This window comes from Azonexus hydrophilus (assembly GCF_038368255.1).
Lineage (GTDB): Bacteria > Pseudomonadota > Gammaproteobacteria > Burkholderiales > Rhodocyclaceae > Azonexus > Azonexus hydrophilus.
On the sequence record NZ_CP151406.1, the window covers coordinates 2122791 to 2148179 of the forward strand.

Annotated in this window: 35 protein-coding genes; 32 read left to right on the top strand and 3 right to left on the bottom strand. The window is 62.0% G+C overall.

Features of this window, described 5'->3' with window-relative positions; all coding sequences use genetic code 11:
* The first annotated feature begins 159 nt into the window (after nt 1-159).
* The 28 genes from AADV58_RS10135 to AADV58_RS10270 all read left to right on the top strand — a co-directional run bounded on the left by AADV58_RS10135 (nt 160) and on the right by AADV58_RS10270 (nt 19306).
* A complete protein-coding gene (locus AADV58_RS10135; protein ID WP_341743083.1) occupies nt 160-972 on the top strand; it encodes a GPO family capsid scaffolding protein in 813 nt (270 codons plus the stop codon).
* A 33-nt stretch (nt 973-1005) separates the two neighbouring features.
* On the top strand, nt 1006-2028 hold the full coding sequence (locus tag AADV58_RS10140) for a phage major capsid protein, P2 family (protein WP_341743084.1): 1023 nt from the start codon (nt 1006-1008) through the stop codon (nt 2026-2028).
* Between the two features lie 51 nt (nt 2029-2079).
* The gene (gene gpM, locus AADV58_RS10145; RefSeq protein ID WP_341743085.1) at nt 2080-2763 is read left to right on the top strand and encodes a phage terminase small subunit; all 684 of its coding nucleotides are present in this window, start codon (nt 2080-2082) and stop codon (nt 2761-2763) included.
* Nucleotides 2764-2867: 104 nt separating this feature from the next.
* A complete protein-coding gene (locus AADV58_RS10150; RefSeq protein ID WP_341743086.1) occupies nt 2868-3134 on the top strand; it encodes a phage upper tail fiber protein in 267 nt (88 codons plus the stop codon).
* Nucleotides 3135-3136: 2 nt separating this feature from the next.
* Nucleotides 3137-4171, top strand: a complete 1035-nt coding sequence (locus tag AADV58_RS10155) for a hypothetical protein (protein ID WP_341743087.1) — start codon at nt 3137-3139, stop codon at nt 4169-4171.
* Between the two features lie 12 nt (nt 4172-4183).
* Nucleotides 4184-4492: a hypothetical protein gene (locus tag AADV58_RS10160; RefSeq protein ID WP_341743088.1), complete on the top strand. Its 309-nt coding sequence runs from the start codon at nt 4184-4186 to the stop codon at nt 4490-4492.
* On the top strand, nt 4492-4614 hold the full coding sequence (locus tag AADV58_RS10165) for a hypothetical protein (protein ID WP_341743089.1): 123 nt from the start codon (nt 4492-4494) through the stop codon (nt 4612-4614). Before AADV58_RS10160 ends, AADV58_RS10165 begins: the two co-directional genes overlap by 1 nt.
* Nucleotides 4615-4714: 100 nt before the next feature.
* Nucleotides 4715-5182, top strand: coding sequence for a head completion/stabilization protein (locus AADV58_RS10170; protein ID WP_341743090.1), 468 nt, complete (start codon nt 4715-4717; stop codon nt 5180-5182).
* The gene (locus AADV58_RS10175; protein ID WP_341743091.1) at nt 5182-5385 is read left to right on the top strand and encodes a tail protein X; all 204 of its coding nucleotides are present in this window, start codon (nt 5182-5184) and stop codon (nt 5383-5385) included. The genes AADV58_RS10170 and AADV58_RS10175 overlap by 1 nt, the downstream gene beginning before the upstream one ends.
* A 4-nt stretch (nt 5386-5389) precedes the next feature.
* Nucleotides 5390-5752, top strand: a complete 363-nt coding sequence (locus AADV58_RS10180; protein ID WP_341743092.1) for a hypothetical protein — start codon at nt 5390-5392, stop codon at nt 5750-5752.
* Nucleotides 5749-6036: a hypothetical protein gene (locus AADV58_RS10185; RefSeq protein WP_341743093.1), complete on the top strand. Its 288-nt coding sequence runs from the start codon at nt 5749-5751 to the stop codon at nt 6034-6036. Before AADV58_RS10180 ends, AADV58_RS10185 begins: the two co-directional genes overlap by 4 nt.
* Nucleotides 6029-6841: an N-acetylmuramidase family protein gene (locus AADV58_RS10190; protein WP_341743094.1), complete on the top strand. Its 813-nt coding sequence runs from the start codon at nt 6029-6031 to the stop codon at nt 6839-6841. Before AADV58_RS10185 ends, AADV58_RS10190 begins: the two co-directional genes overlap by 8 nt.
* A 2-nt stretch (nt 6842-6843) precedes the next feature.
* Nucleotides 6844-7386, top strand: a complete 543-nt coding sequence (locus tag AADV58_RS10195) for a hypothetical protein (RefSeq protein WP_341743095.1) — start codon at nt 6844-6846, stop codon at nt 7384-7386.
* Entirely contained in the window at nt 7383-7847 is a 465-nt protein-coding gene (locus tag AADV58_RS10200) for a phage tail protein (protein ID WP_341743096.1), read from the top strand. The genes AADV58_RS10195 and AADV58_RS10200 overlap by 4 nt, the downstream gene beginning before the upstream one ends.
* Complete coding sequence (locus AADV58_RS10205; RefSeq protein WP_341743097.1) at nt 7834-8298, top strand: phage virion morphogenesis protein; 465 nt, start codon at nt 7834-7836, stop codon at nt 8296-8298. The genes AADV58_RS10200 and AADV58_RS10205 overlap by 14 nt, the downstream gene beginning before the upstream one ends.
* 61 nt (nt 8299-8359) lie before the next feature.
* Nucleotides 8360-8980, top strand: a complete 621-nt coding sequence (locus AADV58_RS10210; RefSeq protein ID WP_341743098.1) for a phage baseplate assembly protein V — start codon at nt 8360-8362, stop codon at nt 8978-8980.
* Nucleotides 8977-9315, top strand: coding sequence for a GPW/gp25 family protein (locus AADV58_RS10215; protein WP_341743099.1), 339 nt, complete (start codon nt 8977-8979; stop codon nt 9313-9315). Before AADV58_RS10210 ends, AADV58_RS10215 begins: the two co-directional genes overlap by 4 nt.
* On the top strand, nt 9312-10205 hold the full coding sequence (locus AADV58_RS10220; protein WP_341743100.1) for a baseplate assembly protein: 894 nt from the start codon (nt 9312-9314) through the stop codon (nt 10203-10205). The genes AADV58_RS10215 and AADV58_RS10220 overlap by 4 nt, the downstream gene beginning before the upstream one ends.
* Nucleotides 10202-10774, top strand: coding sequence for a phage tail protein I (locus AADV58_RS10225; RefSeq protein WP_341743101.1), 573 nt, complete (start codon nt 10202-10204; stop codon nt 10772-10774). The genes AADV58_RS10220 and AADV58_RS10225 overlap by 4 nt, the downstream gene beginning before the upstream one ends.
* An 8-nt stretch (nt 10775-10782) precedes the next feature.
* Nucleotides 10783-11721 carry a hypothetical protein gene (locus AADV58_RS10230; protein ID WP_341743102.1) on the top strand — a complete coding sequence of 313 codons (939 nt, stop codon included), beginning with the start codon at nt 10783-10785 and terminating at the stop codon, nt 11719-11721.
* A 619-nt stretch (nt 11722-12340) separates the two neighbouring features.
* Nucleotides 12341-12670, top strand: coding sequence for a hypothetical protein (locus AADV58_RS10235; RefSeq protein ID WP_341743103.1), 330 nt, complete (start codon nt 12341-12343; stop codon nt 12668-12670).
* Nucleotides 12671-12779: 109 nt separating this feature from the next.
* Nucleotides 12780-13952, top strand: a complete 1173-nt coding sequence (locus AADV58_RS10240) for a phage tail sheath protein (RefSeq protein WP_341743104.1) — start codon at nt 12780-12782, stop codon at nt 13950-13952.
* A gap of 18 nt (nt 13953-13970) precedes the next feature.
* A complete protein-coding gene (locus tag AADV58_RS10245) occupies nt 13971-14480 on the top strand; it encodes a phage major tail tube protein (protein WP_341743105.1) in 510 nt (169 codons plus the stop codon).
* 93 nt (nt 14481-14573) lie between these two features.
* Complete coding sequence (locus AADV58_RS10250) at nt 14574-14885, top strand: phage tail assembly protein (RefSeq protein WP_341743106.1); 312 nt, start codon at nt 14574-14576, stop codon at nt 14883-14885.
* Between the two features lie 8 nt (nt 14886-14893).
* Nucleotides 14894-15016, top strand: a complete 123-nt coding sequence (locus AADV58_RS10255) for a GpE family phage tail protein (protein WP_341743107.1) — start codon at nt 14894-14896, stop codon at nt 15014-15016.
* Nucleotides 15009-17483 carry a phage tail tape measure protein gene (locus tag AADV58_RS10260; protein ID WP_341743108.1) on the top strand — a complete coding sequence of 825 codons (2475 nt, stop codon included), beginning with the start codon at nt 15009-15011 and terminating at the stop codon, nt 17481-17483. Before AADV58_RS10255 ends, AADV58_RS10260 begins: the two co-directional genes overlap by 8 nt.
* 3 nt (nt 17484-17486) lie before the next feature.
* Nucleotides 17487-17945 (top strand): phage tail protein, encoded by a 459-nt coding sequence (locus AADV58_RS10265; RefSeq protein WP_341743109.1) that lies wholly within the window; start codon nt 17487-17489, stop codon nt 17943-17945.
* A complete protein-coding gene (locus AADV58_RS10270; protein ID WP_341743110.1) occupies nt 17942-19306 on the top strand; it encodes a contractile injection system protein, VgrG/Pvc8 family in 1365 nt (454 codons plus the stop codon). The genes AADV58_RS10265 and AADV58_RS10270 overlap by 4 nt, the downstream gene beginning before the upstream one ends.
* A 144-nt stretch (nt 19307-19450) precedes the next feature.
* Here AADV58_RS10270 and AADV58_RS10275 read toward each other — a convergent pair whose 3' ends face one another.
* Genes AADV58_RS10275 through AADV58_RS10285 form a run of 3 tightly spaced genes read right to left on the bottom strand, consistent with a single transcriptional unit; the run spans nt 19451 to nt 21166 of the window.
* Nucleotides 19451-20446: a hypothetical protein gene (locus AADV58_RS10275; RefSeq protein ID WP_341743111.1), complete on the bottom strand. Its 996-nt coding sequence runs from the start codon at nt 20444-20446 to the stop codon at nt 19451-19453.
* A 43-nt stretch (nt 20447-20489) separates the two neighbouring features.
* A complete protein-coding gene (locus AADV58_RS10280; RefSeq protein WP_341743112.1) occupies nt 20490-20762 on the bottom strand; it encodes a hypothetical protein in 273 nt (90 codons plus the stop codon).
* 53 nt (nt 20763-20815) lie between these two features.
* Nucleotides 20816-21166: a helix-turn-helix domain-containing protein gene (locus tag AADV58_RS10285; protein ID WP_424243808.1), complete on the bottom strand. Its 351-nt coding sequence runs from the start codon at nt 21164-21166 to the stop codon at nt 20816-20818.
* A gap of 377 nt (nt 21167-21543) precedes the next feature.
* Between AADV58_RS10285 and AADV58_RS10290 the strand changes: the two genes are divergently transcribed.
* The 4 genes from AADV58_RS10290 to AADV58_RS10305 all read left to right on the top strand — a co-directional run bounded on the left by AADV58_RS10290 (nt 21544) and on the right by AADV58_RS10305 (nt 25374).
* On the top strand, nt 21544-22125 hold the full coding sequence (locus tag AADV58_RS10290; protein WP_341743114.1) for a hypothetical protein: 582 nt from the start codon (nt 21544-21546) through the stop codon (nt 22123-22125).
* Nucleotides 22116-22391 carry an ogr/Delta-like zinc finger family protein gene (locus tag AADV58_RS10295; protein WP_341743115.1) on the top strand — a complete coding sequence of 92 codons (276 nt, stop codon included), beginning with the start codon at nt 22116-22118 and terminating at the stop codon, nt 22389-22391. The genes AADV58_RS10290 and AADV58_RS10295 overlap by 10 nt, the downstream gene beginning before the upstream one ends.
* An 83-nt stretch (nt 22392-22474) precedes the next feature.
* Nucleotides 22475-22687 carry a hypothetical protein gene (locus tag AADV58_RS10300; RefSeq protein ID WP_341743116.1) on the top strand — a complete coding sequence of 71 codons (213 nt, stop codon included), beginning with the start codon at nt 22475-22477 and terminating at the stop codon, nt 22685-22687.
* A complete protein-coding gene (locus AADV58_RS10305) occupies nt 22687-25374 on the top strand; it encodes a toprim domain-containing protein (RefSeq protein ID WP_341743117.1) in 2688 nt (895 codons plus the stop codon). The genes AADV58_RS10300 and AADV58_RS10305 overlap by 1 nt, the downstream gene beginning before the upstream one ends.
* Nucleotides 25375-25389 lie beyond the last annotated feature (15 nt).

The window sequence follows — 25389 nt, forward strand, 5'->3', positions numbered from 1 at the left end:
CATGGGCACCGAGGCTACCCGCGCGCGAGACGGCTCAAGTCAATTGCCGGGAGTAAGGAAACGGCTTACACCCGCAAGCCTTTGCCCCATATCGGCGAGTCCTCGAAACTGGCCCGGTCATCACAGATCACCACAGATAACCGCCCGGAGACTGACGCCATGCCCCTTTCCCGCCCCTTTGCCATCGCCACCGAAGGCCCGACCGTCGACGGCCGCAAGATCAGCCGCGAATGGCTGACCCAGATGGCCGCCAATTACAGCACCAAGGTCTACACCGCCGTTGCCAACCTCGAACACTACCTGTCCAGCCTGCCCGACAGCGTCTTCGGTGCCTACGGCAAGGTCGTCAGCCTATCCACCCGCGAAACCGAAATCATGGGCGAGAAGCGCCTGCAGCTCATGGCCGTGGTCGACGCCAACGACGAACTGGTCGCCCTGCAGCAGAAAGGCAAGAAGGCCTTCTGCTCGATGGAGGTCATCGGCGACTTCGCCGGCAAGGGGGTCGCCTACCTCGGCGGCCTGGCCTTCACTGACCGCCCGGCCTCGATCGGCACCGAGTCGATGAAGTTCAGCGTCGCTGGCACCGCTGGCGAACGCTTCGGCTTCAAGGAAGAAATCGAGATCGAATTCGAACCGGAAACCAAGCCCGAGACCAAGCCGGGCGACACCCTCTTCGCCAAGGTCAAGGATCTGCTCGGCCTCAGCAAGAAGGACAACGACGGCCGCTTTGCCGACCAGGCCGACGCGATCACTGCCGTCGCCGAGTCGCAGAAAGCCCTGCTCGACAACTTCGCCAGCTTCGAGCAACAGGTCGCCGATGCCGGCGCCCAGGTCAAGAAGCTCACCGAAGAATTCGTCGCCGCCCAGAAGGACTTCGCCGACCTGAAAAAGACCCTGTCGGAAACCGATGGCGATGCCACCAGCCGTCCGCCGGCAACTGGCGGCAGCGGCGCCGTTACCACCGACTGCTGACCAGTCGCCACCCATCAAGAACCGGAGATCAACATGCGCAATGAAACCCGCCTGGCCTTCAATGCTTTCAAGGCCGCCATCGCTCAACTCAACGGCGTGCCCGACGTCACCGAAAAGTTCTCTGTCGCACCCAGCGTCCAACAAAAACTCGAAGGCCACATTCAGGAATCCTCTGACTTCCTGAGCCGCATCAACAATTTCGGCGTCACCGAGCAGTCCGGTGAAAAAATCGGCCTGGGCATCGGAAGCTCCATCGCTTCGACGACCGATACCACCTCGCAGGACCGCGTCCCGACCGATCCGACCAGCCTCGACAAGCAAGGCTATACCTGCACCCAGACCAACTTCGACACCGCCATCAAGTACGCGAAGCTGGATGCCTGGGCCAAGTTCCCAAACTTCCAGACCATGATCCGCGATCAGATCATTCGTCGCCAGTCGCTGGACATCATCACCATCGGCTTCAACGGCACCAGCCGCGCTGCGACGTCCAACCGCGCAACCAACCCGCTGCTGCAGGACGTCAACAAGGGCTGGTTGCAGAAAATGCGTGAAAACGCCAGCGGTGCGCGGGTCCTCAGCCAGATCGGCAGCACCGGCAAGATCGTTATCGGTGATGGCGCTACGGCCGCCACCGGTTACAAGAACCTCGATGCCCTGGTCTTCGACATCGTCAATAACCTGATTGACCCCTGGTACCAGGAAGACACCGAACTGGTCGCGATCATGGGTCGCGCGCTGTTGGCAGACAAGTACTTCCCGCTGATCAACAAGGTTCAGGACAACAGCGAGAAGATGGCCGCCGACGTGATCGTCAGTCAAAAGCGTGTCGGCGGCCTGCCCGCAGCGCGCGTGCCGAACTTCCCGGCCAACGCAATCCTCGTCACCCGTTTCGACAACCTGTCGCGCTACTTCCAGGACGGCGCACGTCGCCGCACCATCATCGACAACGCAAAGCGCGACCAGATCGAAAACTACGAGTCCAGCAATGATGCCTATGTCGTCGAAGACTATGGCCTCGCCGCCCTTGCTGAAAACATCGAAATCGCCGCCTGACAAACGGCATGAAGCGCGGGGCTGGAAGGCCCCGCGCGCCAAGGAGACCCCATGAAATCACCCGCCAAAGCCCACTTTGAGCGCGCCATGGCTACCGCCGCTGTTGTCCAGGATGACCAGACAATTCCCGCTGGCGCCGCCAACCAATATGAGCTGATGCTGCTCAAGCTCGCCGAAGACAAGCGCCGGCTCAAGGAAATCCAGTCCATCGAGCGCAAGATCGAAGTCAAGGCCACGCTGCTGCCCGAGTACCTGCCCTGGATTGAAGGCGTACTCGATGCCGGCAGCGGTCGCCAGGACGATGTGCTGATGACTGTCTTCGTCTGGGCCATCGACATCGCCGACTTCGCGCTCGCCATCAAGATCGGCGCCTACGCCATCGAGCACGGCCTCACCATGCCCGACCAGTACAAGCGCGACGTGCCCTGTGTGCTGGCCGAGGAAGTCGCCCATGTCGCCCTGAAGGAAACCGACGACATGCGCGTCGGCATCCTGCCGGTGCTGCTCAAGGTCTCCCAACTGACCGAGGGTAAGGACATGCCGGATGAAGTGCGCGCCAAGCTTGCCAAGGCCATCGGCTACGCCATGCGCGCCGCCGGCCACCTGACGGAAGCACGCGACGCCCTCACCCGTGCCCTGCAGCTACACGCCAAGGCCGGCGTCAAGCGCGACATCGAATTGATCGAACGCAGCATCAAGAACTCGGCACCGTCGGCCCCGGCCGGCGACGCCTGACACAGAGCGGACCCCGCACCCGCGCGGCTCGGGTGGCGCCCTCGGTTTCTCTCTCCTTGACCGAAGGTAGCCACCCGACCACCGCGCCCTCCCTGGAGCCTTAAATGTTCAAGACCCCCGCAAAAAAGAAGCGTGAAGCGCTGCTCGACAAGGTGCTCGCCCCACTTTCTACAGCCGACCAGGAAGCAATTCGCAAGGCTTTTATCAGCGGTATATCGCGGGATGATTTGATCATGCTGGCCCAGGAAGCTGGGCTTGTGCGGGCTTCCACTACTCTCACCGGGGGGATTACAAAAATCTGGTCCGGTTCGCAGGCCGAGTACGACGCGATAGCAACCAAAGCCGACGACACTTTGTACATAGTGGTGTAACCATGCCGCTACTCAATCACATGAAACTGCGCAGAGGCGCAGCGGCTGTGCGCGCCATCTATCACAAGCGTGCCGTATTGTCAGGCCCAACACTGGGTCTTGATTTCACAGGCCAGCAGTACATCCGAATGGATGCGGGTGAAGCTTTCGGCGACATCATCACCTTCACCCGCGCCAGTGCCGCGACCCGCTTCAACGCCAGCGGCGTGCTGGAGACCGTGGGCAACAACGTGCCGCGCATCGATTACGACCCGGTAACGCTGGCATGCCGGGGGCTGCTGATCGAGGAACAGCGGACGAACATGCTGTTGAACTCGGCGACGTTGGCAACGCAGTCGGTTGCGGTGAGTGGCGTCGCGAAAACACTGACCTTCACCGGTACCGGATCGATCGCGCTCAGTGGCGCGCACACCGCCACGCTCAACGGCACGGGCGCGAACAACCGGGTGGCGCTGACCTTCACGCCCAGCGCCGGCACGCTGACGCTGACCGTGACCGGCGATGTGCGCAACGCGCAGCTCGAAGTCGGGGCGTTTGCTACGTCGTGGATTCCGACGACCGGGGCGCAGGCTACGCGGGCCGCTGATGTCGTGTCGATCAATACCCTGTCGCCTTGGTATAACCAGCAAGAGGGGACGATTTTCGCAGAGGCGAGCACTGCGGCGGGTGGCAGTTCTCGGGTCGTGGTTTGTCCTAGCGATGGCACGTTGAGTAATCGCATGCAGATCGTTATAAATTCAACTACTTCGAATGGCGCAATCTCTGTTGCAGGCGCTGTGCAGCTCGACTTTCACAGAGGATCAAGCGGGTCGAATGGCGACGTGCAGAAATGTGCGTTGGCCTACAAGGAAAATGCGTCTGCAGTATCGGTCAATAACGCATCGCTGGCCGAAGATACCTCTTGTTTAATACCAGCGATCAATCGCATGAATGTCGGCAGCTACCCAAATGGTAGCTATCTCAACGGCTATATCCGAAAACTTCGCTACTTCCCCAAGCGCCTCACCAACGCCGAACTTCAGGCCCTCACCGCGTAAAGGACATCGACCATGCAAAACCACTTTCTCAAAGCCGAAACCGCCGAAGCCCTGCGCGCGGCGCTGATTGCTGCCGGCGTCCTGGTGGCTTCCGATGCTGGCGATCTGCTGGCCGAGGGCTGCGCGCTGGATGTGATCGGCACGATCCACAAGCCGACCGGCGAGACGGTCGAGGTCGATGGCGTCGAGGTGCCCGAAATGGCCACGGTGCCGGGCTGGCATGCGAACCTGCTGGCTGATCTGTCTGAAGAGCAGGGCGCCGCGCTGGCGGATGTGCTGCTGCTGGTGCCGCCGGAGCAGCCGTATCGGGTGTGGGCGTGATGGATAGCCATCTGATCGCGTTCCTGCTTGGCTTCGTGTTGTGTGGGGCCGGGGTGATATTCGCGCTGGTGTTTGATATCGGCATGGATCGGCTATCTGGCTGGTTCAAGCGCATTTTCTAATCCCCTCAGCACAGCGGTTGTAAGCGGCCAGTCTAGTGCCGTGAAAGCTGGCGCGCGCGCGAGGACGGCAGCACGATGGACAAAACACTGAGATCCCGCAATGTCACTAGTCATCCAAGCCCCCTCCCCATCGACCACCGAGCCCGAGATCGTCTCCGGCCCCTTCTGGCCGAACATCGACCCCAAGAAGGTGCGGGAGGAACATCGCATCGACAACACGACCACCCCGGCCAGGCTGCGCGGATCGTTGATCGAGGCCATCGCCGAGACAAACAACGCCCTGCGCGCCTGGCGCATCGCGCACCAGGATCTCGGCGCCAGCACGCTGATCGGCATCGATGCCGAGCAGATCGACGACGAGAGCGTGCTCATTCACAAGTATCGCCGAGCAGTCGGCGTGCTCACCAAGGCCCTGCTGCTTGAGCGCACACGGGATTTCGACACCACGGCCAAGGGTGACCGCGACGCCGAGGTGCTCGAATCGCAGATCGGCGACCACCGCCGAGACTGGCATGCCGCGATTGCCGACATGACCGGCCGCACCCGCACCACGGTGGAGTTGATCTGATGCAGGTCCGGTCGCATCAGGGTGACAGCGTCGATAGCCTGTGCTGGCGGCACCTGGGCAGCAGCGCCCCGGTCGAGTCGGTGCTCGAAGCCAACCCGGGGCTTGCCGCCCTCGGCCCGATCCTGCCTGAAGGCACGCTGGTCACCCTGCCGGATAGCGCCCCGGCAACCTCCATCCGCGCAACCATCAACCTGTGGGACTGACACAATGGCCGAACCCATCGCCCCAACCCTCGCCAGCGGCGGCCTTGTCGTTCTCGGCATCGCTACTGGCATCAACCCGATGTTCCTGGTCGCCGGCTTCATCGGCTGCTGGTGGTACAACACCTATGTGCAGCCGCCGCTGCCGATCATCCAGCGGCTCACCAGCGGCGTGATTGCCGCCTTGGTCGCTGCCTGGACCGCGCCGCCTGTGCTTGCCTGGATCACCGGCAGCGACTGGTGGCCAGCGCACGTACCGGCGCCCACCGTTGGCTTTCCCCTCGCCCTCGCAGCCGGCTTTTTGACGCATCGCGTCATCGGTCCCGGCCTGCTTCGCATTGCCCAGAAAAAAGCGGAGGACCTGACATGATCGACCTCGCCCTCAAGCTCCTGCTGCTCATCGCCTGCAGCGCCATCCTGGTGCGCTGTGAGCCGGCCCTTAACCGGATGTCGCCCTGTACGCCCTGGCCGATCCGCTACGCCCTGCTGCTGATCGCCCTCGGCGCCCTGCTCGGCATCTTCGGCCTGCTCGACGGCGGCAGCACCAACCCTGCCACCGTCATCCTGGCCTGCGGCATCGCCATCCTGCTGATGGGCGAGCGCCGGCTGCGCCACCTGTTCAATCACCGCAAACAAGGAGATCGCCATGCGTAACGGCAGCACCGGCCAACAGGTCGCCACCCTGCAGCGAGAACTCAACACCGCCGGCTTCAAGCTGTCGGTCGATGGCTGGTTTGGTGATGTCACGGAAGCCGCTGTCCGCGCCTTCCAGGCCCGTGTCGGCCTGGTCGTGGACGGCATCGCCGGCCCGAAGACCCTTGCCACCCTGATCACCCGCGAGAAGGACAAGCGGCTGCTCGGCGAAAAGGATCTGATCGCCGCCGCCAGCCGGCTCGGCATCGATATCGCCTCGATCAAGGCAGTGAACGAGGTGGAGTCCAGCGGCCGTGGATTCCTGCCCGACGGCCGCCCGGCGATCCTGTACGAACGCCACAAGGCCTTCGGCCTGCTGGGTGAAACCGGTGTACCGGCCGATGCCGCCATTGCCCTGGCACAGCGCTACCCGAACCTGATCAACGAAAAGCGTGGCGGCTACGCTGGCGGCGCTGCCGAATGGTCCCGGCTGCGCACCGCGCTGACGCTCGTTGCGCCGGTTGTCGCCTATGGCGCTTGCAGCTGGGGCCAGTACCAGATCATGGGCTACCACTGGCTGGTGCTCGGCTACGCGTCGATCGACGAATTTGTCACCGCCATGCACCGCAGTGAAGCCGATCATCTGGACGCCTTCGCCCGCTTCATCGAGGCCGACCCCGCGCTGCACAAGGCTCTCAAGGCACGCAAGTGGGCAGACTTCGCGCGGATCTACAACGGCCCGGCCTACAAGGCCAACGCCTACGACATCAAGCTGGCACGCGCCTACGAGCGCTACGCCGGATTTGAACTCGCCAAGGCGGCCTGATCATGCTGCCGACCATTCCCGCAGGCATCACCGAAGCGCTCGGGCGCTGGGCGCTCATCGCGCTGATCGGCACGCTGCTGTTCTTCGGCGGCTGGCGGATCGGCGTCGAACGCACCGAAAAAGCCCAAGCAGAAAAGCTGCTCGACGTTACCCTGGCCTACGCCGAGCGCATCGTCGAGCTGCAAGGCGTCGGCGAATCCCTGACTGCAGAGAACGCCACTCTGCGCGCCGCCCAGGCGCCGAAAGAACGCATCGTCACCCGTGAGGTACTCCGCTATGTTGAAGTCACGCCGCCTGATCGTCGTGTTGTCCTGCCTGGCACTTGGCGCGTGCGCCATGACGCCGCCGCCGCTGGCACTGTGCCCGAAGGATCCGCCACCGGACCCCTGGCTGATGGAGCCGGCGGAACGCATGAAGCCGCTCCCGTCCCCGACAACGTCGCCCTCGAAACCGTCGGCGACAACTACCGAACCTGCCGGGAAACCGAAGCCAAGCTGGAAGGGTGGCAACGTCGCCAGCGCGTTCTGGCGGGGGCAAAGCCGTGAAAAAGCCGACCAACCTGCGCTCCCACCTACAGCAATGGGTGCCGGACCTTGCCCGGCATCCGGACAAACTGCACATGTTCGTGAACAAGGGGCGGGTCAGTTCCCAGTTCGGCAGCAACCTGAGCTACGAGCAGCACTACCAGCTTGAAATCATCGTCACCGACTTCGGCGAGCCCACCGATGTCCTCAACGTCCCGATCCTGATCTGGATCAGCGAGCACCAGCCGGACATCCTGCTGTCGCCGGAGAGTAAAAGCCGCGCCATCGAGTTCGAAGCCGAGATCATCGACGCCGACAAGGCCGACGTGCGCATCGTCCTGGAACTCTCCGAGCGGGTGATCGTGAATCCAACCGAAGGCGGGGGCTATAGCTGCACCCACGTCGATGAACCGCCCTTGCCGGACCTTACCGGCCCAACCGGCTGGCAGATGATTTACCCGGGCAGCGATGAGCCAGAATGACCCGCTGCCGGCGCTCGATGCTTTCGCGGCCGATCTGATCGCCAACCTCGAGCCAGGCGCCCGGCGCCAACTGGCGGCAGAAATTGCCAAGGCGCTACAGCGACGGCAGGCACAGCGCATCGCCGCCCAGGAGAATCCGGATGGCACGCCCTACGAGCCCCGCAAGCCGCAGATGCGGCGAAAGCAAGGCCGCATCCGGCGGACCATGTTTGCCAAGCTGCGCACCGCCCGCTATCTCAAGGCCGCCAGCACGCCAGAAGAATCCGTTGTCCGGTTCGTCGACAGCGTCGCACGCATCGCCGCTGTTCACCACGGTGGCCTGCGCGACTACGTCAATCGCCGCCGCGCGCTGCAGATCGACTACCCCAAGCGCGAGCTGCTCGGTTTTACCGAGGCCGATATCGACCTGATCCGGGAAATCACCACCGATCACCTCGCCGGCCGGGAGTAAGGCGCCGCCCTACACCCGGCCGCGCAAGCCATGCGCGCGCGAGGCCGGCATCATCGGCGACATGGATATCGCCGAACTCTCCCGCCTGCTGGAAAACCTGATTCGCGTCGGAACAATCCACTCTGTGGACCACGCGAAGAAGCGCGTCCGCGTGCAGTCCGGGCGCCTGGTCACCGGCTGGCTGCGCTGGATGGAGCGACGCGCCGGCGAGACAACCACCTGGAACCCGCCGACCATCGGCGAACAATGCGTCATCCTGTCGCCATCGGGCGTGCCAGAACAAGGCCTGGTGATCTATGGTGCGCCATCCGACGAGATCGACACGCCCAGCCACAACCCGGTCGAGCATGTAATCCGCTTCCCGGACGGCGCCACCTTTACCTATGACCATGCCGCCAGCCGGCTGACCGTCACCGGCATCAACACCTTTCTAGTCGAAGCCGCCGACAGCGGCGTGTTCGACTGCCCGGAAGTGACCTTCACCGGACAGGTCAAGGTCGAGGATCTGCTGACCTACCTGAACGGCCTGCGCGGCAACGGCGGCACCAGCGGAAACGGCAGCCAGATTACCGGGAACATGACGCATGTCGACGGTGACCTGTCCAGCAATGGCATTGTCCTACATACGCATACACATGATGGCGTCCAGCCTGGTGGTGGATCAACGGGGCAGCCGCAATGATGTCCAGAAATTCCGGCCACCGGCTGACCGAGGACGATCACATCCGCCAGTCCGTTGCCGACATCCTGACCACGCCAATCGGCTCACGCGTCGAGCGCCGGCCTTACGGCTCGATCATCCCTGACCTGATTGACCACCCCTATAACCCGGCCAACCGGCTGCGCCTGATGTCAGCCACCGTTATGGCGATTCAGCGCTGGGAGCCGAGGCTGGCCGTCACGACTGTAACGGTAGATCAGGATAGTGCCGGGCGTGTTGCGGTAGTCATGCAGGCAGTTAAACGCCTTGGCCAGCGCGTTGGCCAGCCAATCACAATCCAGCAGGCGCTCAAATGACCGTCGATATTTCCAGTCTCCCAGCGCCCGATGTCATCGAGGCCCTGGCCTTCGAAACAATCCTTAGCGAAATAAAGGCCGACCTAATCAGCCGTTACCCGGCAGCCGCCCTGGTCATCGACCTGGAATCCGATCCGCTGATCAAGCTAATGCAGGTTTTCGCGTACCGCGAACTGAGTCTGCGGGGTCGATACAACGACGAGGCCAGGGCGCTGCTACTAGCCAGGGCCGTTGGCGCCGACCTTGATCATATCGGGGCCACCTATTACCAGGAGGCCCGACTTGTCGTCTCAGCAGGCGATCCATCCACGATCCCCCCAACGGCCGCGACCATGGAATCGGATGCTGACTATCGTGCGCGCCTGGCGCTGAAGCCGGAGAGCTATTCGGTGGCAGGGCCTACCCAGGCCTATCGATTTTTTGCAATGAGCGCCGACGGTCGCGTCAAGGATGCATCCGTAGACTGCCCGGAAGGTGGCACTACGCGGATTTTTGTGCTGTCACGCGATGGCGCCGGGGTGCCAGATGCTGAGATCGTCGCCGCTGTCGATGCAGCACTGACGGCAGAATCAAGGCGCCCATTGTCTGAAGCGGTCGTTGTGGCGCCGGCCGAGATCGTGGAATACACGCTAGATATTGCTCTCACATTTTTTGCCGGCCCCAGCGTTGAGGTCGGTCTGAGTGCCGCGCTGGCCGCTCTGCAGAAGTTCGCCGACGACAATCACAGGCTAAATGCTGACATTCATCGATCAGCGATTGACGCGGCGGCACACGTGCCAGGGGTAAAAATGGTCAGTGTCATCACCCCGCCGTCGGATGTGATCTGCGCCAACGGTCAGGCACCGTACTGCACCGGTATCAACATCACCGTTGCTGGGATATCAGCATGAGCCTGCTGCCGCCGAACACCACGCCGCTTGAGCGTGCCATTGATGCCACGGTATCGCAACGCCTGGATGCGATTCCTACGCTCGTCAGAGGCCTCTGGAACGCTGACACCTGCCCGGCAACCATTCTCCCCTGGCTGGCCTGGTCGCTGTCGGTCGACGAGTGGAACGAATCTTTGGCTGAAGATAGAAAGCGCGCGGTAATCCGGGAGTCCAGACTAATCCACCAACAGAAAGGGACTCCGGCAGCAATACGCCGGGCGCTCGACTCTCTCGGTCAGCCGGATGCGACCTTGCTCGAACGCAACGACTATATCCATCACAACGGTGTTGCGAACAGAAACGGCCTGCACCGTCGTCGCGGACAAAAGGGCTGGGCCACATATCGAATCATCCTGCGGCGCGCCGTGACGATCGACCAAGCGGTGCTGATCAGGCGGATGCTGGCTGCAGTACAGCGCAATTGCGTGATCCTCACCGCTATCGATTTCAAGGAGGCGCTGATCCGTCGTAATGGATTTGCCCTGCGAAACGGCAGCTATACACGCGGCATAGTCAATACCACAATCTAGGAGTCAGCATGGCGAACTTGCCCGAATCGAACGAATGGCCGGAAGGCATTTACCAGCTCGAAGAAGACGATCCCGTCCAAGGCGGCCCGGACGGCATTGATAATCTGCAAGCCAAGCAACTGGCGAACCGAACCAAATTTCTGCGGAACCTAATCGAATCATTTCTAGAAGGCGCCCAGCCGCTCGATGCCGAGCTGACTGCCCTGGCTGGACTGGTCTCTGCGGCGAACAAGCTGCCCTATTTCACGGGCAGCGGCGCTGCAGCTCTGACCGACCTGACGGCGTTCGCCCGAACCCTGCTTGACGATGCAAATGCGGCGGCAGCGCTGGCGACGCTTGGGGCTGCACCTTTGGCAAGCCCAGCATTGACCGGCACGCCGACGGCCCCGACCGCCGCCGCCGGCACCAGCAATACGCAACTGGCCAACACCGCGTTTGTCCAGGCTGCCGTTGCCGAACTCGTCAATAGCTCCCCGGCTGCCCTCGATACCCTGCAGGAGCTTGCCGCTGCCCTCGGCAACGATGCGAACTTCGCCACGACAATGACCAATGCCCTGGCGGGCAAACAGCCGCTCGATGCCGCCACCGCCAAGACCAACGCAAAGCAGACTTGGACTGCTCAGCAACGGCCAATGGCGGGAAGTCTCACAGACGCCACCGGAATTGCATGGAACGGCGACACAAACGGCCAGGTCGTCAGATTGACGATTGCCGGCAACCGAACCATGAATGCGCCGACAAATATCCTGCAGGATGCGCTGTATATTCTGAGAGTCACCCAGGACGCAAGCGGCGGCCGTGTCTTGTCGTGGAACTCGGCCTTTAAATTTGGTGGAAATGGCGCGCCGACTTTAACGACAGCCGCAAACAAGACCGACATCCTCAGTTTCATCGGCGGCGCCGGAAATACTCTGGAGTTTATCGGTGCCCGACTGGACGCGGTGTAACCATGTTTATGCCAATTTCAATCGGAGGGTTTTCCGCCATTGGCGGGGTTGTCACCGAGGATTCTCAATATCGATATCACACGTTTACTGAGAGCGGCGAACTAACCGTCATTTCCGGGTCTGCCGTTGCTACCGCATATGTGATCGGCGGTGGCGGAGGGGCGAACGCTACATATTCCGGCGGATCATGGTCTGGCGCAGGCGGTGGCGCGTCCGTTGGAACGGTCAACCTGACGCCAGGGAGTATCCCTGTCACTGTCGGCGCTGGCGGTGCTGGGGTGCCATATACAGGGGCTGGCGGCAGCGGCGGCCCGAGCGCGTTTTCCGGTTTATCGGCGACTGGCGGCACCGGCGCTGGCTATAACAACGCAGGCGCCCCGGGCGGTGTCGGGTCAGGTGGAAACATTGCAAACTACAACGGCGGCCCTGTGACCCGCTCAACCAAAGGCGGGGATGCCGGCGGATACGGAGTCGTTCCGTACTCGGGTCAGGGCGGTAGCTACACCGGACAGAACGGAGGAAATTACGGCGGTGGCGGTGGCGGCTCTGATGGCCCGGCCGCCGGCAACGGGGCTCGTGGCGTTGTCGTCATCAGATATCCAAAATAGGAGCGCATTCAATGAAAATTTACGTCAATTCGACCGATGGGCAGATGGTAAGTCACGGTGCCGCCTTCGTAGCGAACGGAAATAGTTATCCAGCGAACTGGTTTGATTTTGCAACCGCCGACGAAATCAGCGCGGCCGGTTTTGTCGAAGTCGAACAAGCGCCTGCCAGTTCGCCGCCGGCAGAGCCGCAGCCACCGCTGACCCAAAGGCAGTTACGCGCAATCGCCTACCAGCAGGAATCAGACCCTATCTTTTTCAAAGAGCAGCGAGGCGAGGTGCCGACCGGCTCATGGAATGACAAGGTCTCTGAAATCAAGGCTCGATACCCGGACCAGGATTAGCGCGCTCAAAAATTTCAGCAGTAACCCCCTACCCTACACCCGGCGCCGCGTGACCCGTGCGCGCGAGGTCGGCACCATGGGTGGCACACCTTAGCCAGGAGCGCCACCCATGTCCGATTACCATCACGGTGTACGGGTCCTCGAATTCAACGAGGGCATCCGCCCGATCCGCACCATCGAGACCGCCACCATCGGCTTCGCCGCCGTTGCTGACGACGCCGATGCCGATTTCTTCCCCCTCAACACGCCCGTCCTGGTCTCCGATGTGCTCGCCGCCAGCGGCAAGGCCGGCGACCTCGGCACGCTCGCGCCGACGCTGGACGCCATTGCCGACCACGGCAGCCCGCTCTGCGTCATCGTGCGGGTGCCCAAGGGCACCACCGATGCCGAAACCACCAGCAACCTGGTCGGCAGCGTGACTGACGGCGGCCAACTCACCGGCGTCAAGGCCCTGCTCGGCTCGCAGGCGCGCTTCGGCTTCAAGCCGCGCATCCTGGGTGTGCCCGGCCTCGACTCACTGCCCGTTGCCACCGAGCTGACCGCCATCGCCAAGAAGACCCGCGCCATGGCCTACCTCTCGGCCTATGGCTGCGAGACCAAGGAAGAGGCCGTCACCTACCGCGACAACTTCGGCGACCGCGAAGCCATGATCATCTGGCCGGAATTCACCCGCTGGGACACAGTAGCCAATGCCACCGCCAACGCACCGGCCACTGCCCGAGCACTTGGCTTGCGGGCCTATATCGACGAAACCTACGGCTGGCACAAGACCCTCTCCAACGTCGCCGTCCAGGGCGTTACCGGCATCAGCCAGGACGTCTATTTCGACCTGCAGGACCCATCGACCGACGCCGGCTACCTCAACAGCAACGAGGTCACCACGCTGGTGCGCCGCGACGGCTACCGCTTCTGGGGCTCGCGCACCTGTTCCGACGACCCGCTGTTCGCGTTTGAATCCGCAGCCCGCACCGCCCACGTGCTGGCCGACACCATTGCCGAGGCGCACATGTGGGCGGTCGACAAGCCGCTCAACCCCAGCCTGGCCCGCGACATCATCGAGGGCGTCAAGGCCAAGGGCCGCGAGCTGGTGCGCCTGGGCTACCTGCTCGGCTTCGACTGCTGGTTCGATGCGGCCATCAACGAACCCGCCGTGCTCAAGGCCGGCAAGCTCTACATCGACTACGACTACACCCCGGTGCCACCGCTGGAAAACCTGCTCTTCCGCCAGCGCATCACCGACCGCCACATGCTCGACTTCGCGTCGCGCATGGCCGCCGCCTGATCCTGACTGGAGAAAGACATGCTCCCGAACAATCTCAAACAGTTCAACCTCTACGCCGACGGCGAATCGCTCATGGGCGTGGCCGAGGAAATCACCCTGCCCAAGCTCGCCCGCAAGATGGAAGAGTACGAGGGGGCGGGCATGGCAGGCCCGATCGACATCGACATGGGCGCCGAGAAGATGGAACTCGACTGGACCTGCGCCGGACTGGTGTTTTCCGCGATCAAGCAATTCGGTGCCGCCAAGGCGGACGCGATCATGCTGCGCTTCGCAGGCGCTTACCAGCGTGAAGACACCGGCGACACGCACGCCGTTGAAATTGTCGTGCGTGGCCGGCATGCCGAAATCGACATGGGCAACGCCAAGGTCAAGGAAAAGACCGTGACCAAGATCAAGACCAGCCTGACCTACTACAAGCTGATGGTCGACGGCGAAGTCCTGATCGAGTACGACGCCCTGGGCATGATCTTCGTCGTCAATGGCAAGGACCTGCTCGAAGAGCAACGCAAGGCGGTCGGCCTGGCGTAAGGCATACCCCCCCGCGAGCCTGCCGACAAGACCGCCCGGGCGCACCAGCGCACCGGGCGGCCTGGGTGAGCGGAACCCCTCAAGGAGAAAACCATGCAGAACACAACCGCCGTCACCCTTTCGGCACCGATCAAGCGCGGCGACAAGGAAGTCGCCGACATCACCCTGCACAAGCCCAATGCCGGCGCGCTGCGCGGCGTCAGCCTGCGCGAATTGCTGGACATGAACACCGACGCCATCGTGACGGTCGTGCCGCGCGTCTCCGACCCCAAGATCACCCCGCAGGAAATGCAGACCATGGAACCTTGCGACCTGCTCATGATGGGGGCTGCGCTCGCCGGTTTTTTGCTCCCCCCGGAATTGAAGACCGAGGCGGAGAAGGAAATCCTCGCCCGGACCGAGTAGAAGAGTTCATGGCCGACATCGCCGTCGTCTTTCATTGGCCGCCTGAATCCATGGACCCGATGGATCTCGACGAACTGAGCGCCTGGCGCGCCCGGGCAGCGGCACGCATGAAGCCGGACGGCGATGAATAATCTCGAACTCAAGGTCATCTTCGCGGCGGTCGACAAATTCGTCCGCCCGGTCAAGCAGATCACCGGCGCCGCCAGTGAAGCGGCCAAGGCGCTGCGCGACAACAATGCGCGGATGAAGGAACTCAACCGCACGGTCGAGCAGATCGACGCGTTCAAGAAGGTGGAGAAAGACGCGGCGATCACCGCCAACACCTTCGCCAAGGTCCGTCGACAGACGGACGAACTCAAGGCCGCGATCGATCGCTCTGGCGTGCCGACCCGCAAGCAGGCCACCGAACTGGCCGCCCTCACCCGGCGCAGCGAAGAACTGCGGCAGAAGCACCAGTCGCTGACCGCCACCGAACAGACGCTGTTCGAAAAGCTCAAGCAGTCCGGCATCGATACCCGCAAGCTGGCCGAGGAACGCCGACGGCTGGCCAGCGCCAGCGCTGAGGCCACCAACGCCAGCCGCCGGCTGCAGGCGAATCTGGAGGCAGAAAACCAGAAGATGCGCCGGCTGCGCGCCGCGCAGGCCGATTTATCCAAGGCCAAGGAAAAAGCCGGTAAGCTGGCAATGGCCGGTGCAGGCATCGCCGCCGGTGGCGCCGCCGTGGGCCTGCCTGCAGCAACTGCCGCCAACGATTTCCGCGACTTCGAATGGGCCATGCTCGGCGTTGCCAAGCAGATGGAAGGCGCCCGTGACGCCAGCGGTAAGCTCACCGCCGAATACTGGCAGATGGCAGCGTCGATCAAGGCACTGTCCGAAGTGCTGCCCGGTACCGCCAACGATATCGCCGCCATCGTTGAAGGTGGCGCCCGCATGGGCATTCAGGGACGGGAAAACCTGCTGATCTACGCCGAGGCCACCGCCATCATGGCGAACGCCTTTGAACTTCCGGTCGACCAGGTCGGCGAGGACGTCGGCAAGCTCAGCCAGCTCTACCGCGTGCCGATCAAGGACATCAAGGCGCTGGGCGACACGATCAACTGGCTGGACGACAACGCATTGAGCAAGGGCGGCGACATCATCGACGTGATGAAGCGCATTGCCGGTACCGCCGACATGGCGAAGATGTCGTTCCGCGATGCCGCGGCGCTTGGTTCGACCTTCCTTTCCCTGGGGGCTGGCGCCGAAGTGGCCGCGAGCGCGTCGAATGCCATGATCCGCGAACTGGCCGTCGCCAACATGCAGAGCGCCCGCTTCAAGGAAGGCCTGCGCATGCTCGGGCTGGACGCCATGGCAGTGCAGGCGGGCATGGCCAGCGACGCCACCAACACCATTTTCATGGTGCTGGAGAAGATCAAGGGGCTGTCTGGCGACAAGCAGCTCGAAGCGGCAACACGGCTGTTCGGCAAGGAATTCGGCGACGATGCCGCCAAGCTGGCCAGCAACCTCGGCGAATACCGCCGCCAGCTTGCCCTGGTCAATGACGAGGCCGCGCGCGGCTCGATGGACCGCGAACTGGCCGCCCGCTCTGAAACGCTGAACCAGCGCATCGAGAACACGCAGGACGCGATCCGCAACCTGTCCGGCGACCTGGGCCAGCACCTCAAGCCGGCCATGGCCGAAACGCTCGATACCACGCGCAGCGTGATCCAGGGCATCCGCGACTGGGCGGCAGAAAACCCCAAGCTGGCGGCCGGCGTCATCACCGGCGTCAAGTGGCTGGCGATCCTGCTGACCACGCTCGGTGCGATCGCCGTAGCGGCCGGCGCGATCCTTGTACCGCTGGCGATGCTCAAGTTCTCGATGGTCACGCTGGGCATGTCGGCCGGTCCTTTACTCACCGCCCTGGGCGGCTTTGCCGTGAAGGCCTGGGCGGTGATCAACCCGGTTGCCAAGCTGGCGCTGGCCTTCGGCGCCGGCTACGCCGCCGGCAAGTTGCTGAACATGGGCATCGACGCCCTGCTCTCGAAGATTCTCGGCTACGAAACCACGCTCGGCGCCAGCATCTACGACCTGCAGCAGAACATCCGCGCCGGCTTCGGCAACGCCCTGACCTGGCTGGAAACCCTGCCCGGCCGCGCCGTGATGATCGGCAGCGAAATGATCAACGGCATGATCCGGGGCATCGACGCCAAATGGGAAGCTCTCAAGGCCAAGGTCAACGGCCTGGCCGATGACACCATCGGCTGGGTTAAGAACAAGCTCGGCATCCGCTCGCCCAGCCGCGTGTTCCAGGAGATCGGCGCCTTCACCATGCAGGGCTTCGAGCAAGGCATCATGCGCAATGAAGGCGCACCGCTGGCAGCGCTGGACGGCCTGTCACGCCGGCTCGCCGGCTTTGGCACTGCCGCTGCGCTGACCATGGCGCCAGCAGGCTTTGCCGGCGCTGCCCAGGCGGGCGGCAACACCTACCACATCACCATTCAGGCCGCGCCCGGCGCCAGCATGCAGGATCTCGCCGATCTGGTCGTGCAGGCGATCGAGCGGCACGACGCCCGCAAGGCCGCAGCCAAGCGCTCGCGCTTTGTCGATCCGGAGTAAAACATGTACGGCGTCCCCAGCATCCACATGCTCATGATCTACGGCCTGTTCCCGTTCGGCCTCGACACCGTGCCCTACCAGCAGTTGCAGCGCCAGGTGTCTTGGCGGCACCCGGAGAACGCCCGGGTGATGGCTCGGCCGGCGTCGCAGTTTGCCGGCAAAGGCCCCGAGACCATCACCCTCTCCGGCCTGCTGCTGCCCGAGATCACTGGCGGCAAGATCAGCCTCGCCGCGCTGGAGGCCATGGCCGATGAAGGCAAGGCCTGGCCGCTGATCGAGGGGACCGGCTGGTATTACGGTCTGTTCGTTGCCGAGGATCTGGCCACCACGTCCAGCAAGCACTTTCCGGACGGCGCAGCCCGACGCATCGAGTTCTCGCTGCGGCTGAAGCGCACCGACGACAACCCCAGCCTGCTCGGCACGGTGGGCAACGAGCTGCTGCAGTTGCTCGACCTCAAATGATCGACCTGCAGCAATACATCGCCCGCCAGCCGGATCGGCGCATTGAATGGCGCGTAGCCGTTGGCGACCGGGAAGTGACCTCAACGGACGAGCGCAAGCGCCTGATCAGCCTGACACACACCGACCAGCGCGGCTTCGAGGCCGACAGCCTGGATATCGACCTGGACGACAGCGACGGCGCCCTGGCGATGCCGGCCAAGGGCGTGGAGATCACCCTCGCCTTCGGCTGGTCGGGCGATGGTCTGGTCGAAAAGGGCAAGTACATCGTCGCCGAGGTGGCGCACCGTGGCACGCCGGATGTGCTCTCGATCCGCGCCACCAGCGCCGACCTGGCCGCCGGACTGAGCACGCAGCGCGAGCGCGCCTGGCACGAAACCACGTTCGGTGCCATCGTCCGCACCATCGCGGATGAAAACGGCCTCAAGCCGCTGGTGCATGCCAGCCTGGACAGCATTGCCATCGAGCACGAAGACCAGACCAACGAGAGCAGCGCCAGCTTCCTGACGCGCCTGGCCAAGCGCTACGACGCCTACGCTACGGTCAAGCAGAACAGCCTCATCGTCTCGCCGGCCGGCACCGGCATCACCGCCACCGGGCGCGAGATTCCGCCCCTGTTGATCACCCGTCAGACCGGCGACGGCCACAGCTTCCTGGTGGCCGACCGCGACACCTATGCCGGCGTGCGGGCGCTGTACAACGACGTGGACCGGGCGATCAAGGGCGAGGTCGTCTGGGGCGACAGCGAGGACGCGATCGAGCGCAAGGCGCCAGCAACCCCAGCCGCCGCCACGCCCAACGGCCAATTCAAGACGCTGCCCAACACCTACCCCACCCGGGCACGGGCGCTGCGTGTGGCGCGTTCCGAATGGCAAAAGCTCAAGGCCAACAAGGCCAGCCGCGCCGCCTACATCGGCATCAAGGCAAAGTACGACGACCGCAACCTCGGTGTGAGCGGCGAAGTCACCTACGGGCAGGCCGACGACGACCGGCGCTCTTCCGCCGCCAAACGCCAGGCGGAAGCCGACGCGGTAAAGGCCAAGGGAAGCGATAGCGCCTTCGAGCGCACGGCAGACAATCTCAAGACGCTGCGCCATGTGTATGCCACCAAGGCCAACGCAGAACGCGCCGCCCGCGCCGAGTGGCGCCGCCTGCAGCGCGGTGCGGCCTCGTTCACCTACATACCGGCCGTGGGCTTGCCAGAAGCCTGCCCAGACATGCCCGCCGTGCTATCCGGCTGGAAGCCGGAGATCGACGGCAGCAACTGGATCGTGACCAAGGTGACCAACACCATCACGGCGGATGGCGGGTATGGGCAGGCGCTGGAGTTTGAGGTTAAGGCGACGGAGTTGCCGCCAGGCTGATATCCAGAGAAATCCTGAGTAAGTCTGTGGATAACCCGAAAAAAAGCCCGGCGATCAATGCGATGCCGGGCTGCCTAATTTTTCTACTCCATGCTTTGCTTATCCGCGAATTTCGTGCCGTGCTTCCACTTGATGGTGGATTTTCTATTCAGAAACTTCAGTAACACTCAAAACAACAGCGTCGGTAATATTCCCGCGAAGAATGGTAGCTCGAATTGATAAGTTAACGAGCACTGTTCCCTTGCTCCACTCAGCCTTTTTAAGAATTTCCTTTTGTTGAAAAGGCAGCTCCATAGGAACGTTGGCGCTGAATTGTAGTGCATCAGCCAAACGTGAAATCTTGATTCTGTAACCAGAAGATTTTGATACATCGTTTGCAAGAATCTGAAATACACCTTCTATGTGATGCTCAGTTGATCTTGCTCGTTCAGTCTGCACAATTTCAGAAACATCGGAACCGCCAAGCTGGACGCCTTTGATGTTAACAACATCGTGCGACTTTACAGCTTTCAGAAGCCTATTTTGACTATCCTCATAATTTGTCTTTGCCTCAGACAAAATTGGTTTTTTTTGCATTGCTTCAGAAAAAATCCGCAGTCTTTCTGTTTCCTGCTGAGAAAGCTGGACAACCTTTTCCATTTCCTTGCCCGCCTGGCGCTCAGCAATCCAAGCCTTTGAAACCTCTACGCCACCGTAAACCAAGGCAAGGCCCAAAATAACTATAGCGATGTCTCTGGAATCCATTTTCGCAAAAGCCTTATCTGCAAGCTCGTTAAGCTGCTCAGTCAAACTAGCTTTGAAATCGGACGAACCTTCATCGACCTTTACAACAATCTCAAGCGCTTCTCGTTCTTCGTCCTTAAGCCTTCTGGCACTGGATTCGCCGTACTGAATGCTTGCGTATATTCTATGGATATCCTTTTGGATTTCCAACAGCGGCCCCATCACTCTGGTAGGGACAGTTCCAAACCAATCCTTGCCTTGTATTTTAACTTCGAAATTAGGCCATCCAACGAATTTTAGTTTTAATCTTTCAGGAAGAGGATCACCATTAATAGCCCTTTGAAATAACTCCCAAGCCTCGATATCTGATCTGATTGTAATTTCGTTGTAGAAATCACCAGCAATCGATGACGACATTTTTGCTCCTATCTTTTATGTTTGAATTTTTTGCTTATATTGGTCACTGCTTTAATTCAGTAGTCGTCACTTGTGAAAATAGAGGCTGGTAAAAAAGCCAAACGCTTCCTGCGCAAATAGCGATGCCAATTACCGTCGATACGCCGAACTCACCGAATAGCAGCATGCTCTGAACAAACGCTACAAATCCGGCAATCACCCAGCCAACGAAATTTCGGTAAAGGAAGCCTTTGCCTTGGGCCTCAAGGCGTAGCGCTGCACGCCTTGCCAGGCAATAGAAGGTGACCACGAAGGCCACGAAGATCATCCACCCCATTCCCCACCCCTGAGAAATACGACGGCATAGTGTAACACTTGCCTTTGTAATTTCTAACGTGAAGTGGACATCAATCTGCGTGCCAAACCACGCAGCAGGTCAGCATCCTCAAGGCTCAGTTGCATTGTCGATATCTCTTCAGCCAGCGACTCGGCTGGGGAGTATGCGGACTGTCCACGTTCGGCGACACCTTGGGCGAGTTTCAACGCTTGCCCCGTAAGGATGTACAGCACGTCATGCCCGGCTTGTGCCAAGCCTGCTAGGTAGGTGGCGTCGGGCGAGCGTTCGCCTTTTTCATAATTGATCTGGGATTGCCGGCCTACGCCGCCAATTTGGCCGAAAGCCTCCTGGCTCAAGCCGGAAGCCTTCCTGATACGGGCAAGCCTTTCCCCAATTGTCGCCATTCGTAAACAAAACCCTTGACGTGTCGATATTCGTCGACAATAATTAGTGCAACACTCTGACAAGTGAGCACTATGAACCACCCCGAATCCAGCCGCAACCCTCGCGGCCTTGCCACCCGAAAGCCGATCTCTCTCCGCTTGATGCCGGACGAGTTGGATGATGCCGATGCGTTGGCGACCGAACTCAACGTAACCAAGTCCAAGCTCGCCAGAACGGCATATCTCGCTGGACTGCCGGTTGCCATTCAGCAGCTCTCTGCCCCCGCCGCTACCTCCTCCCCCACCCCCACAGCGGCGGGTTTTCCCAGCGGCGAGGCTTCGGCCTCTGCCGCTGGCCTTTCTACAACTGCAGCATAGGCCGAGGTGAAGAAATGGTCATGCAGCGCGCAACGCACCCCAGCCCCATCGGCATCATCCGCGACCATATCGAGGCCTGGCGCCGCGACAATCGCTGGTCACGGGAAACGGTTGCCGACATGATCGTGCAGGCCCATGTCCGTATCGGCGGTCCGGTGTTCTCCGGCATCGTGTTTGAGCCGCCAACGACCGACACCTTCGAGCGCATGCGGGTAAATGCCGACCGCGTGTTCCGCTGGCTCGACGACACGACCAAGGACAAGAACCTGCTGCCGTGCAATTTCCTGCTGTCTGTCCTGGCAGCACTGCCGGAAGATCGGCGCGTGGTATTGCTCAACGACCTGCTGGCCCCGCTGGCCCTGCACGTTGAGGCCGGCGGTGATGGTGATGACGATGTCTCCCATGCCGAACTGGTGGAAGCCTTCCAGCACATCGTTGATCACAGCGCCCAGGCCACGGTAGCCACCAGCCTGTTGCTTGATGGCATCTCCCCGGGTGAGGTTGAGCACGCCGAGAAGAAGCTCGGTTTGATCGCGTCGACCGTAAAAAAGGCCCGTGGCCTGATGGCCCGGCTCAAGCGGAGGAAGTCGCCATGCGCCTGACCTGCCCACACTGTGGATCTATTGCCACCATCCGCACCAGTAAGGAACTCGCCTCCACCGTGCGCGAGGCGAAGGCGCAATGCAACAACGTGGAATGCGCGCACACCTGGATTGCACGCATCGTCGCAGAACGGACCATCGCCCCGAGCATGCAGCCGAAGCCGGGCGTGTACATCCCCCTTTCACCGCGTTCGCCGGCTGCAGCCTCCCCGGCAAAAAACCAGATGGAGCTCGGCATGGAATTCCCGCTGCCGCGTCCCGGCTGACGCCCTAAACCGCCCTCCCCTTTAGCCACCCGACCAGCACGCTGAAAACAGCGCGCAGGGACTTTTTACGCCCAAAAACCGCCATGACAGCCAGACACACACCCGCCCAGCAATACAAGGAAGCCCGAGAAATCGCCCGGGCGAACGGCATGTTCGTCGTCGAGAAGCCTGGCCGCTTCCTGCTTTACCGTCAGTGCAGCCCGCGCAACGTCTACCTGGGCTATCGCAGCGACGTGGGTGAATTCCGGCGCTTTGTTGAAAGCTGCGCCGGCAGCAAGAAGGCAGCGAGCCACTGATGCGCGACGACATCCTCAATGAAGTCCTCGCCCGCATCGAGGGCGACTACAAGTTCAAGAAGACCAAGAGCGGATGGATGCAGGGTGGCACCTGCCCGGCTTGCGGCAAGAAGGAACTGTTCGTCAAAGCGGACAACCCCTGGGTGTTGAAGTGCGGCCGCCTGAACAACTGCGGCCACGTCGTCTACGTGAAGGAAGCGTACCCGGACATCTTCGACGACTGGTCGAAGCGCTACGCCCAGACGCCGGTGGCGCCCAACGCAGCGGCCGACGCCTACCTCAAGATCAACCGCGGCTTTGATATCGACCGGCTCAAGGGGCTTTACACCCAGGAGTATTACCACGACCGCGAGAAGGGCATCGGCTCGGCGACGGTGCGCTTCCCCATCGCCAACGGCGGGTTCTGGGAACGGATCATCGACCAGCCGCACCGGTTCGGGAAGAAGAAGGCGCACTTCAACCACGGCGCCAGTTACATGGGCACCTGCTGGGAACCGCCGATGCCACCTTCGGACGACGAAATCTGGTTCGTCGAGGGCATCTTCGACAGCATCAGCCTAATGTTCGCGGAGGTCTACGCACCGACGCCGCTGTCCTGTAACAACTACCCCTACCTGTTCCTGCAGGGCGTGGCCGAACGCTGCGTGCAGAACGACAAGAAGCGCCCGCGCCTGGTGTTCGCCTACGACGACGGCAAGGCTGGCCGCGACTACATGAAGCGTCACGTTGCCCGGGCACAGTCCGAAGGCTGGGAGGCCAGCGCCGCTTACATCCGGTTCAAGAACGGTGCGAAACGCGACTGGAACGACATGCACCTGGCTGGCGGCATTCAGGTGGAAGCGATCGAGGACGCCCGCTACCGTGGCGCCCTGCTGACGGCACGCAGCGCGGCAGACAAGGCCGGGATCATGTTCAAGAAGAAGGCCTGGCAGTCCTTCTACTTCGACTACGACAACCGGCTGTACTGGTTCGACATCGATTTCAAGAAGCTGAGCGAAGCCAAGCAGGCCATTGCCGAAATGTCGGAGCACGCCGGCAAGACGCCGCAGCAGATCCACGACATGGCGATGGAGCAGTCGCGCGCCGTTTTCGAGATCGCCAACTGTCTGCCCACCGCGCTCTATTACCAGGCCAGCGCCCTGACCGACGAGGCCTGGTACTACGTCCGTATCGACTTCCCGCACGACGGCCCCAGCCTCAAGGCCGCATTCAACGGGCGCCAGGTGCGCGTGGCCAGCGAGTTTTCCAACCGCTTGATCCACGTCGCGCCGGGTGCGCTCTATACCGGCAACCAGCGCCACCTTGACCTGTGGCTGAAGTCGCAGATGTTCGGCATCAAGACCGTCGATTCCATCGACTTCATCGGCTACAGCAAGGAGCACAAGGCGTGGATCTTCGACAAGCTGGCGGTGGCCGACGGCAAGCTGATCGAACTGAACGAGGAAGACTTCTTCGACATCGGCAAGCGGGCGGTGAACAGCCGGAACAAGACGGTCAACCTCAACATCAACCCGGACCTGAACGAGTACGACGGCCGCTGGGCGAAGATCCTGTGGGACTGTTTCGGCACCAAGGGCATCGTCGCCCTGGCCTACTGGCTGGGCAGCTTGTTCGCCGAGCAGATCCGCGAGCCGGCCTTTCATGAGAGCTACCCCTTCCTGGAAGTGACCGGCGAACCGAACGCCGGCAAATCGACGCTGATCGAATTCTTCTGGAAGCTCTGCGGCCGGACGGCCTACGAGGGCTTCGACCCGGCCAAGTCATCCGCCGCCGGCCGCTCGCGCAACCTGGTGCAGGTTTCCAACCTGCCCATCGTGCTGATCGAATCCGACCGCGACAAGGGAGAGTCGGACAAGCTCAAGCAGCGCAGCTTTGACTGGGACGAGTTCAAGACCGCCTTCAACGGCCGCAGCGTGCGCAGCCTGGGTGTGAAGAGCAGCGGCACCGACACCTACGAGCCGCCCTTCCGGGGCGCCCTGGTCATCAGCCAGAACGCGAAAGTCGTGGCCTCCGATGCGTTCATGCAGCGCATCGTGCATATCTGGCTGGAAGCCAAGCCGGTGACGGCCCAGAGCCGCGCCCACTTCAAGGCGCTGACCGGTTTCCCGGTCAAGGCCTGCAGCGGCTTCATCGTCAAGGCCACCAAGGCCGAGGCCGAGATCCTCAAGACTGTCCAGGAGCGCTACACCGATTACGTCGAGGCGCTGGACATGAACCCCTTGATCCGCCAGCAGCGGGTGAAGCACAACCACGCGCAGCTTATGGCGCTGGTCGATGCCCTGCGTCTGATCGTCAATTTCAGCGACGAGGCCTACGCGCAGGTCATCCAGGAGATCGTCTCGATGGCAATCGAGCGCCAGGAAACGATCAACGACGACCCGCCCATCGTCTCCGAGTTCTGGGAAGTCTTCGACTACATCGAGTCCCGCAACGAAGACGGCCCGGTGCTGAACCACGCCCGCAACGAAGGCGAGATCGCCGTCAACCTCAACGAGTTCGTCGCCCGGGCAGACAGCCTGCGCCAGCAGGTACCGGACATGCGCGAACTCAAGAAGCACCTGCGCCAGAGCCGCAACCGCCGCTTCGTCGCGGCCAACCACACCGTCAATTCCGCCATCACCAACCGCTCGATCAAGTGCTGGGTATTCGAGCGCGAGGACATCCGCCGCAAGGCCGGCGACGACTGACCCGATTTTTCACGT

What these genes read in the sequence shown, in the direction of transcription:
- AADV58_RS10135 (WP_341743083.1), top strand. Translation starts at nt 160, where the DNA reads ATGCCCCTTTCCCGCCCCTTTGCCATCGCCACCGAAGGCCCGACCGTC.
- AADV58_RS10140 (WP_341743084.1), top strand. Translation starts at nt 1,006, where the DNA reads ATGCGCAATGAAACCCGCCTGGCCTTCAATGCTTTCAAGGCCGCCATC.
- gpM (WP_341743085.1), top strand. Translation starts at nt 2,080, where the DNA reads ATGAAATCACCCGCCAAAGCCCACTTTGAGCGCGCCATGGCTACCGCC.
- AADV58_RS10150 (WP_341743086.1), top strand. Translation starts at nt 2,868, where the DNA reads ATGTTCAAGACCCCCGCAAAAAAGAAGCGTGAAGCGCTGCTCGACAAG.
- AADV58_RS10155 (WP_341743087.1), top strand. Translation starts at nt 3,137, where the DNA reads ATGCCGCTACTCAATCACATGAAACTGCGCAGAGGCGCAGCGGCTGTG.
- AADV58_RS10160 (WP_341743088.1), top strand. Translation starts at nt 4,184, where the DNA reads ATGCAAAACCACTTTCTCAAAGCCGAAACCGCCGAAGCCCTGCGCGCG.
- AADV58_RS10165 (WP_341743089.1), top strand. Translation starts at nt 4,492, where the DNA reads ATGGATAGCCATCTGATCGCGTTCCTGCTTGGCTTCGTGTTGTGTGGG.
- AADV58_RS10170 (WP_341743090.1), top strand. Translation starts at nt 4,715, where the DNA reads ATGTCACTAGTCATCCAAGCCCCCTCCCCATCGACCACCGAGCCCGAG.
- AADV58_RS10175 (WP_341743091.1), top strand. Translation starts at nt 5,182, where the DNA reads ATGCAGGTCCGGTCGCATCAGGGTGACAGCGTCGATAGCCTGTGCTGG.
- AADV58_RS10180 (WP_341743092.1), top strand. Translation starts at nt 5,390, where the DNA reads ATGGCCGAACCCATCGCCCCAACCCTCGCCAGCGGCGGCCTTGTCGTT.
- AADV58_RS10185 (WP_341743093.1), top strand. Translation starts at nt 5,749, where the DNA reads ATGATCGACCTCGCCCTCAAGCTCCTGCTGCTCATCGCCTGCAGCGCC.
- AADV58_RS10190 (WP_341743094.1), top strand. Translation starts at nt 6,029, where the DNA reads ATGCGTAACGGCAGCACCGGCCAACAGGTCGCCACCCTGCAGCGAGAA.
- AADV58_RS10195 (WP_341743095.1), top strand. Translation starts at nt 6,844, where the DNA reads ATGCTGCCGACCATTCCCGCAGGCATCACCGAAGCGCTCGGGCGCTGG.
- AADV58_RS10205 (WP_341743097.1), top strand. Translation starts at nt 7,834, where the DNA reads ATGAGCCAGAATGACCCGCTGCCGGCGCTCGATGCTTTCGCGGCCGAT.
- AADV58_RS10210 (WP_341743098.1), top strand. Translation starts at nt 8,360, where the DNA reads ATGGATATCGCCGAACTCTCCCGCCTGCTGGAAAACCTGATTCGCGTC.
- AADV58_RS10215 (WP_341743099.1), top strand. Translation starts at nt 8,977, where the DNA reads ATGATGTCCAGAAATTCCGGCCACCGGCTGACCGAGGACGATCACATC.
- AADV58_RS10220 (WP_341743100.1), top strand. Translation starts at nt 9,312, where the DNA reads ATGACCGTCGATATTTCCAGTCTCCCAGCGCCCGATGTCATCGAGGCC.
- AADV58_RS10225 (WP_341743101.1), top strand. Translation starts at nt 10,202, where the DNA reads ATGAGCCTGCTGCCGCCGAACACCACGCCGCTTGAGCGTGCCATTGAT.
- AADV58_RS10230 (WP_341743102.1), top strand. Translation starts at nt 10,783, where the DNA reads ATGGCGAACTTGCCCGAATCGAACGAATGGCCGGAAGGCATTTACCAG.
- AADV58_RS10235 (WP_341743103.1), top strand. Translation starts at nt 12,341, where the DNA reads ATGAAAATTTACGTCAATTCGACCGATGGGCAGATGGTAAGTCACGGT.
- AADV58_RS10240 (WP_341743104.1), top strand. Translation starts at nt 12,780, where the DNA reads ATGTCCGATTACCATCACGGTGTACGGGTCCTCGAATTCAACGAGGGC.
- AADV58_RS10245 (WP_341743105.1), top strand. Translation starts at nt 13,971, where the DNA reads ATGCTCCCGAACAATCTCAAACAGTTCAACCTCTACGCCGACGGCGAA.
- AADV58_RS10250 (WP_341743106.1), top strand. Translation starts at nt 14,574, where the DNA reads ATGCAGAACACAACCGCCGTCACCCTTTCGGCACCGATCAAGCGCGGC.
- AADV58_RS10255 (WP_341743107.1), top strand. Translation starts at nt 14,894, where the DNA reads ATGGCCGACATCGCCGTCGTCTTTCATTGGCCGCCTGAATCCATGGAC.
- AADV58_RS10260 (WP_341743108.1), top strand. Translation starts at nt 15,009, where the DNA reads ATGAATAATCTCGAACTCAAGGTCATCTTCGCGGCGGTCGACAAATTC.
- AADV58_RS10265 (WP_341743109.1), top strand. Translation starts at nt 17,487, where the DNA reads ATGTACGGCGTCCCCAGCATCCACATGCTCATGATCTACGGCCTGTTC.
- AADV58_RS10270 (WP_341743110.1), top strand. Translation starts at nt 17,942, where the DNA reads ATGATCGACCTGCAGCAATACATCGCCCGCCAGCCGGATCGGCGCATT.
- AADV58_RS10275 (WP_341743111.1), bottom strand. Translation starts at nt 20,446, where the DNA reads ATGTCGTCATCGATTGCTGGTGATTTCTACAACGAAATTACAATCAGA.
- AADV58_RS10280 (WP_341743112.1), bottom strand. Translation starts at nt 20,762, where the DNA reads ATGGGGTGGATGATCTTCGTGGCCTTCGTGGTCACCTTCTATTGCCTG.
- AADV58_RS10285 (WP_424243808.1), bottom strand. Translation starts at nt 21,166, where the DNA reads ATGGCGACAATTGGGGAAAGGCTTGCCCGTATCAGGAAGGCTTCCGGC.
- AADV58_RS10290 (WP_341743114.1), top strand. Translation starts at nt 21,544, where the DNA reads ATGCAGCGCGCAACGCACCCCAGCCCCATCGGCATCATCCGCGACCAT.
- AADV58_RS10295 (WP_341743115.1), top strand. Translation starts at nt 22,116, where the DNA reads ATGCGCCTGACCTGCCCACACTGTGGATCTATTGCCACCATCCGCACC.
- AADV58_RS10300 (WP_341743116.1), top strand. Translation starts at nt 22,475, where the DNA reads ATGACAGCCAGACACACACCCGCCCAGCAATACAAGGAAGCCCGAGAA.
- AADV58_RS10305 (WP_341743117.1), top strand. Translation starts at nt 22,687, where the DNA reads ATGCGCGACGACATCCTCAATGAAGTCCTCGCCCGCATCGAGGGCGAC.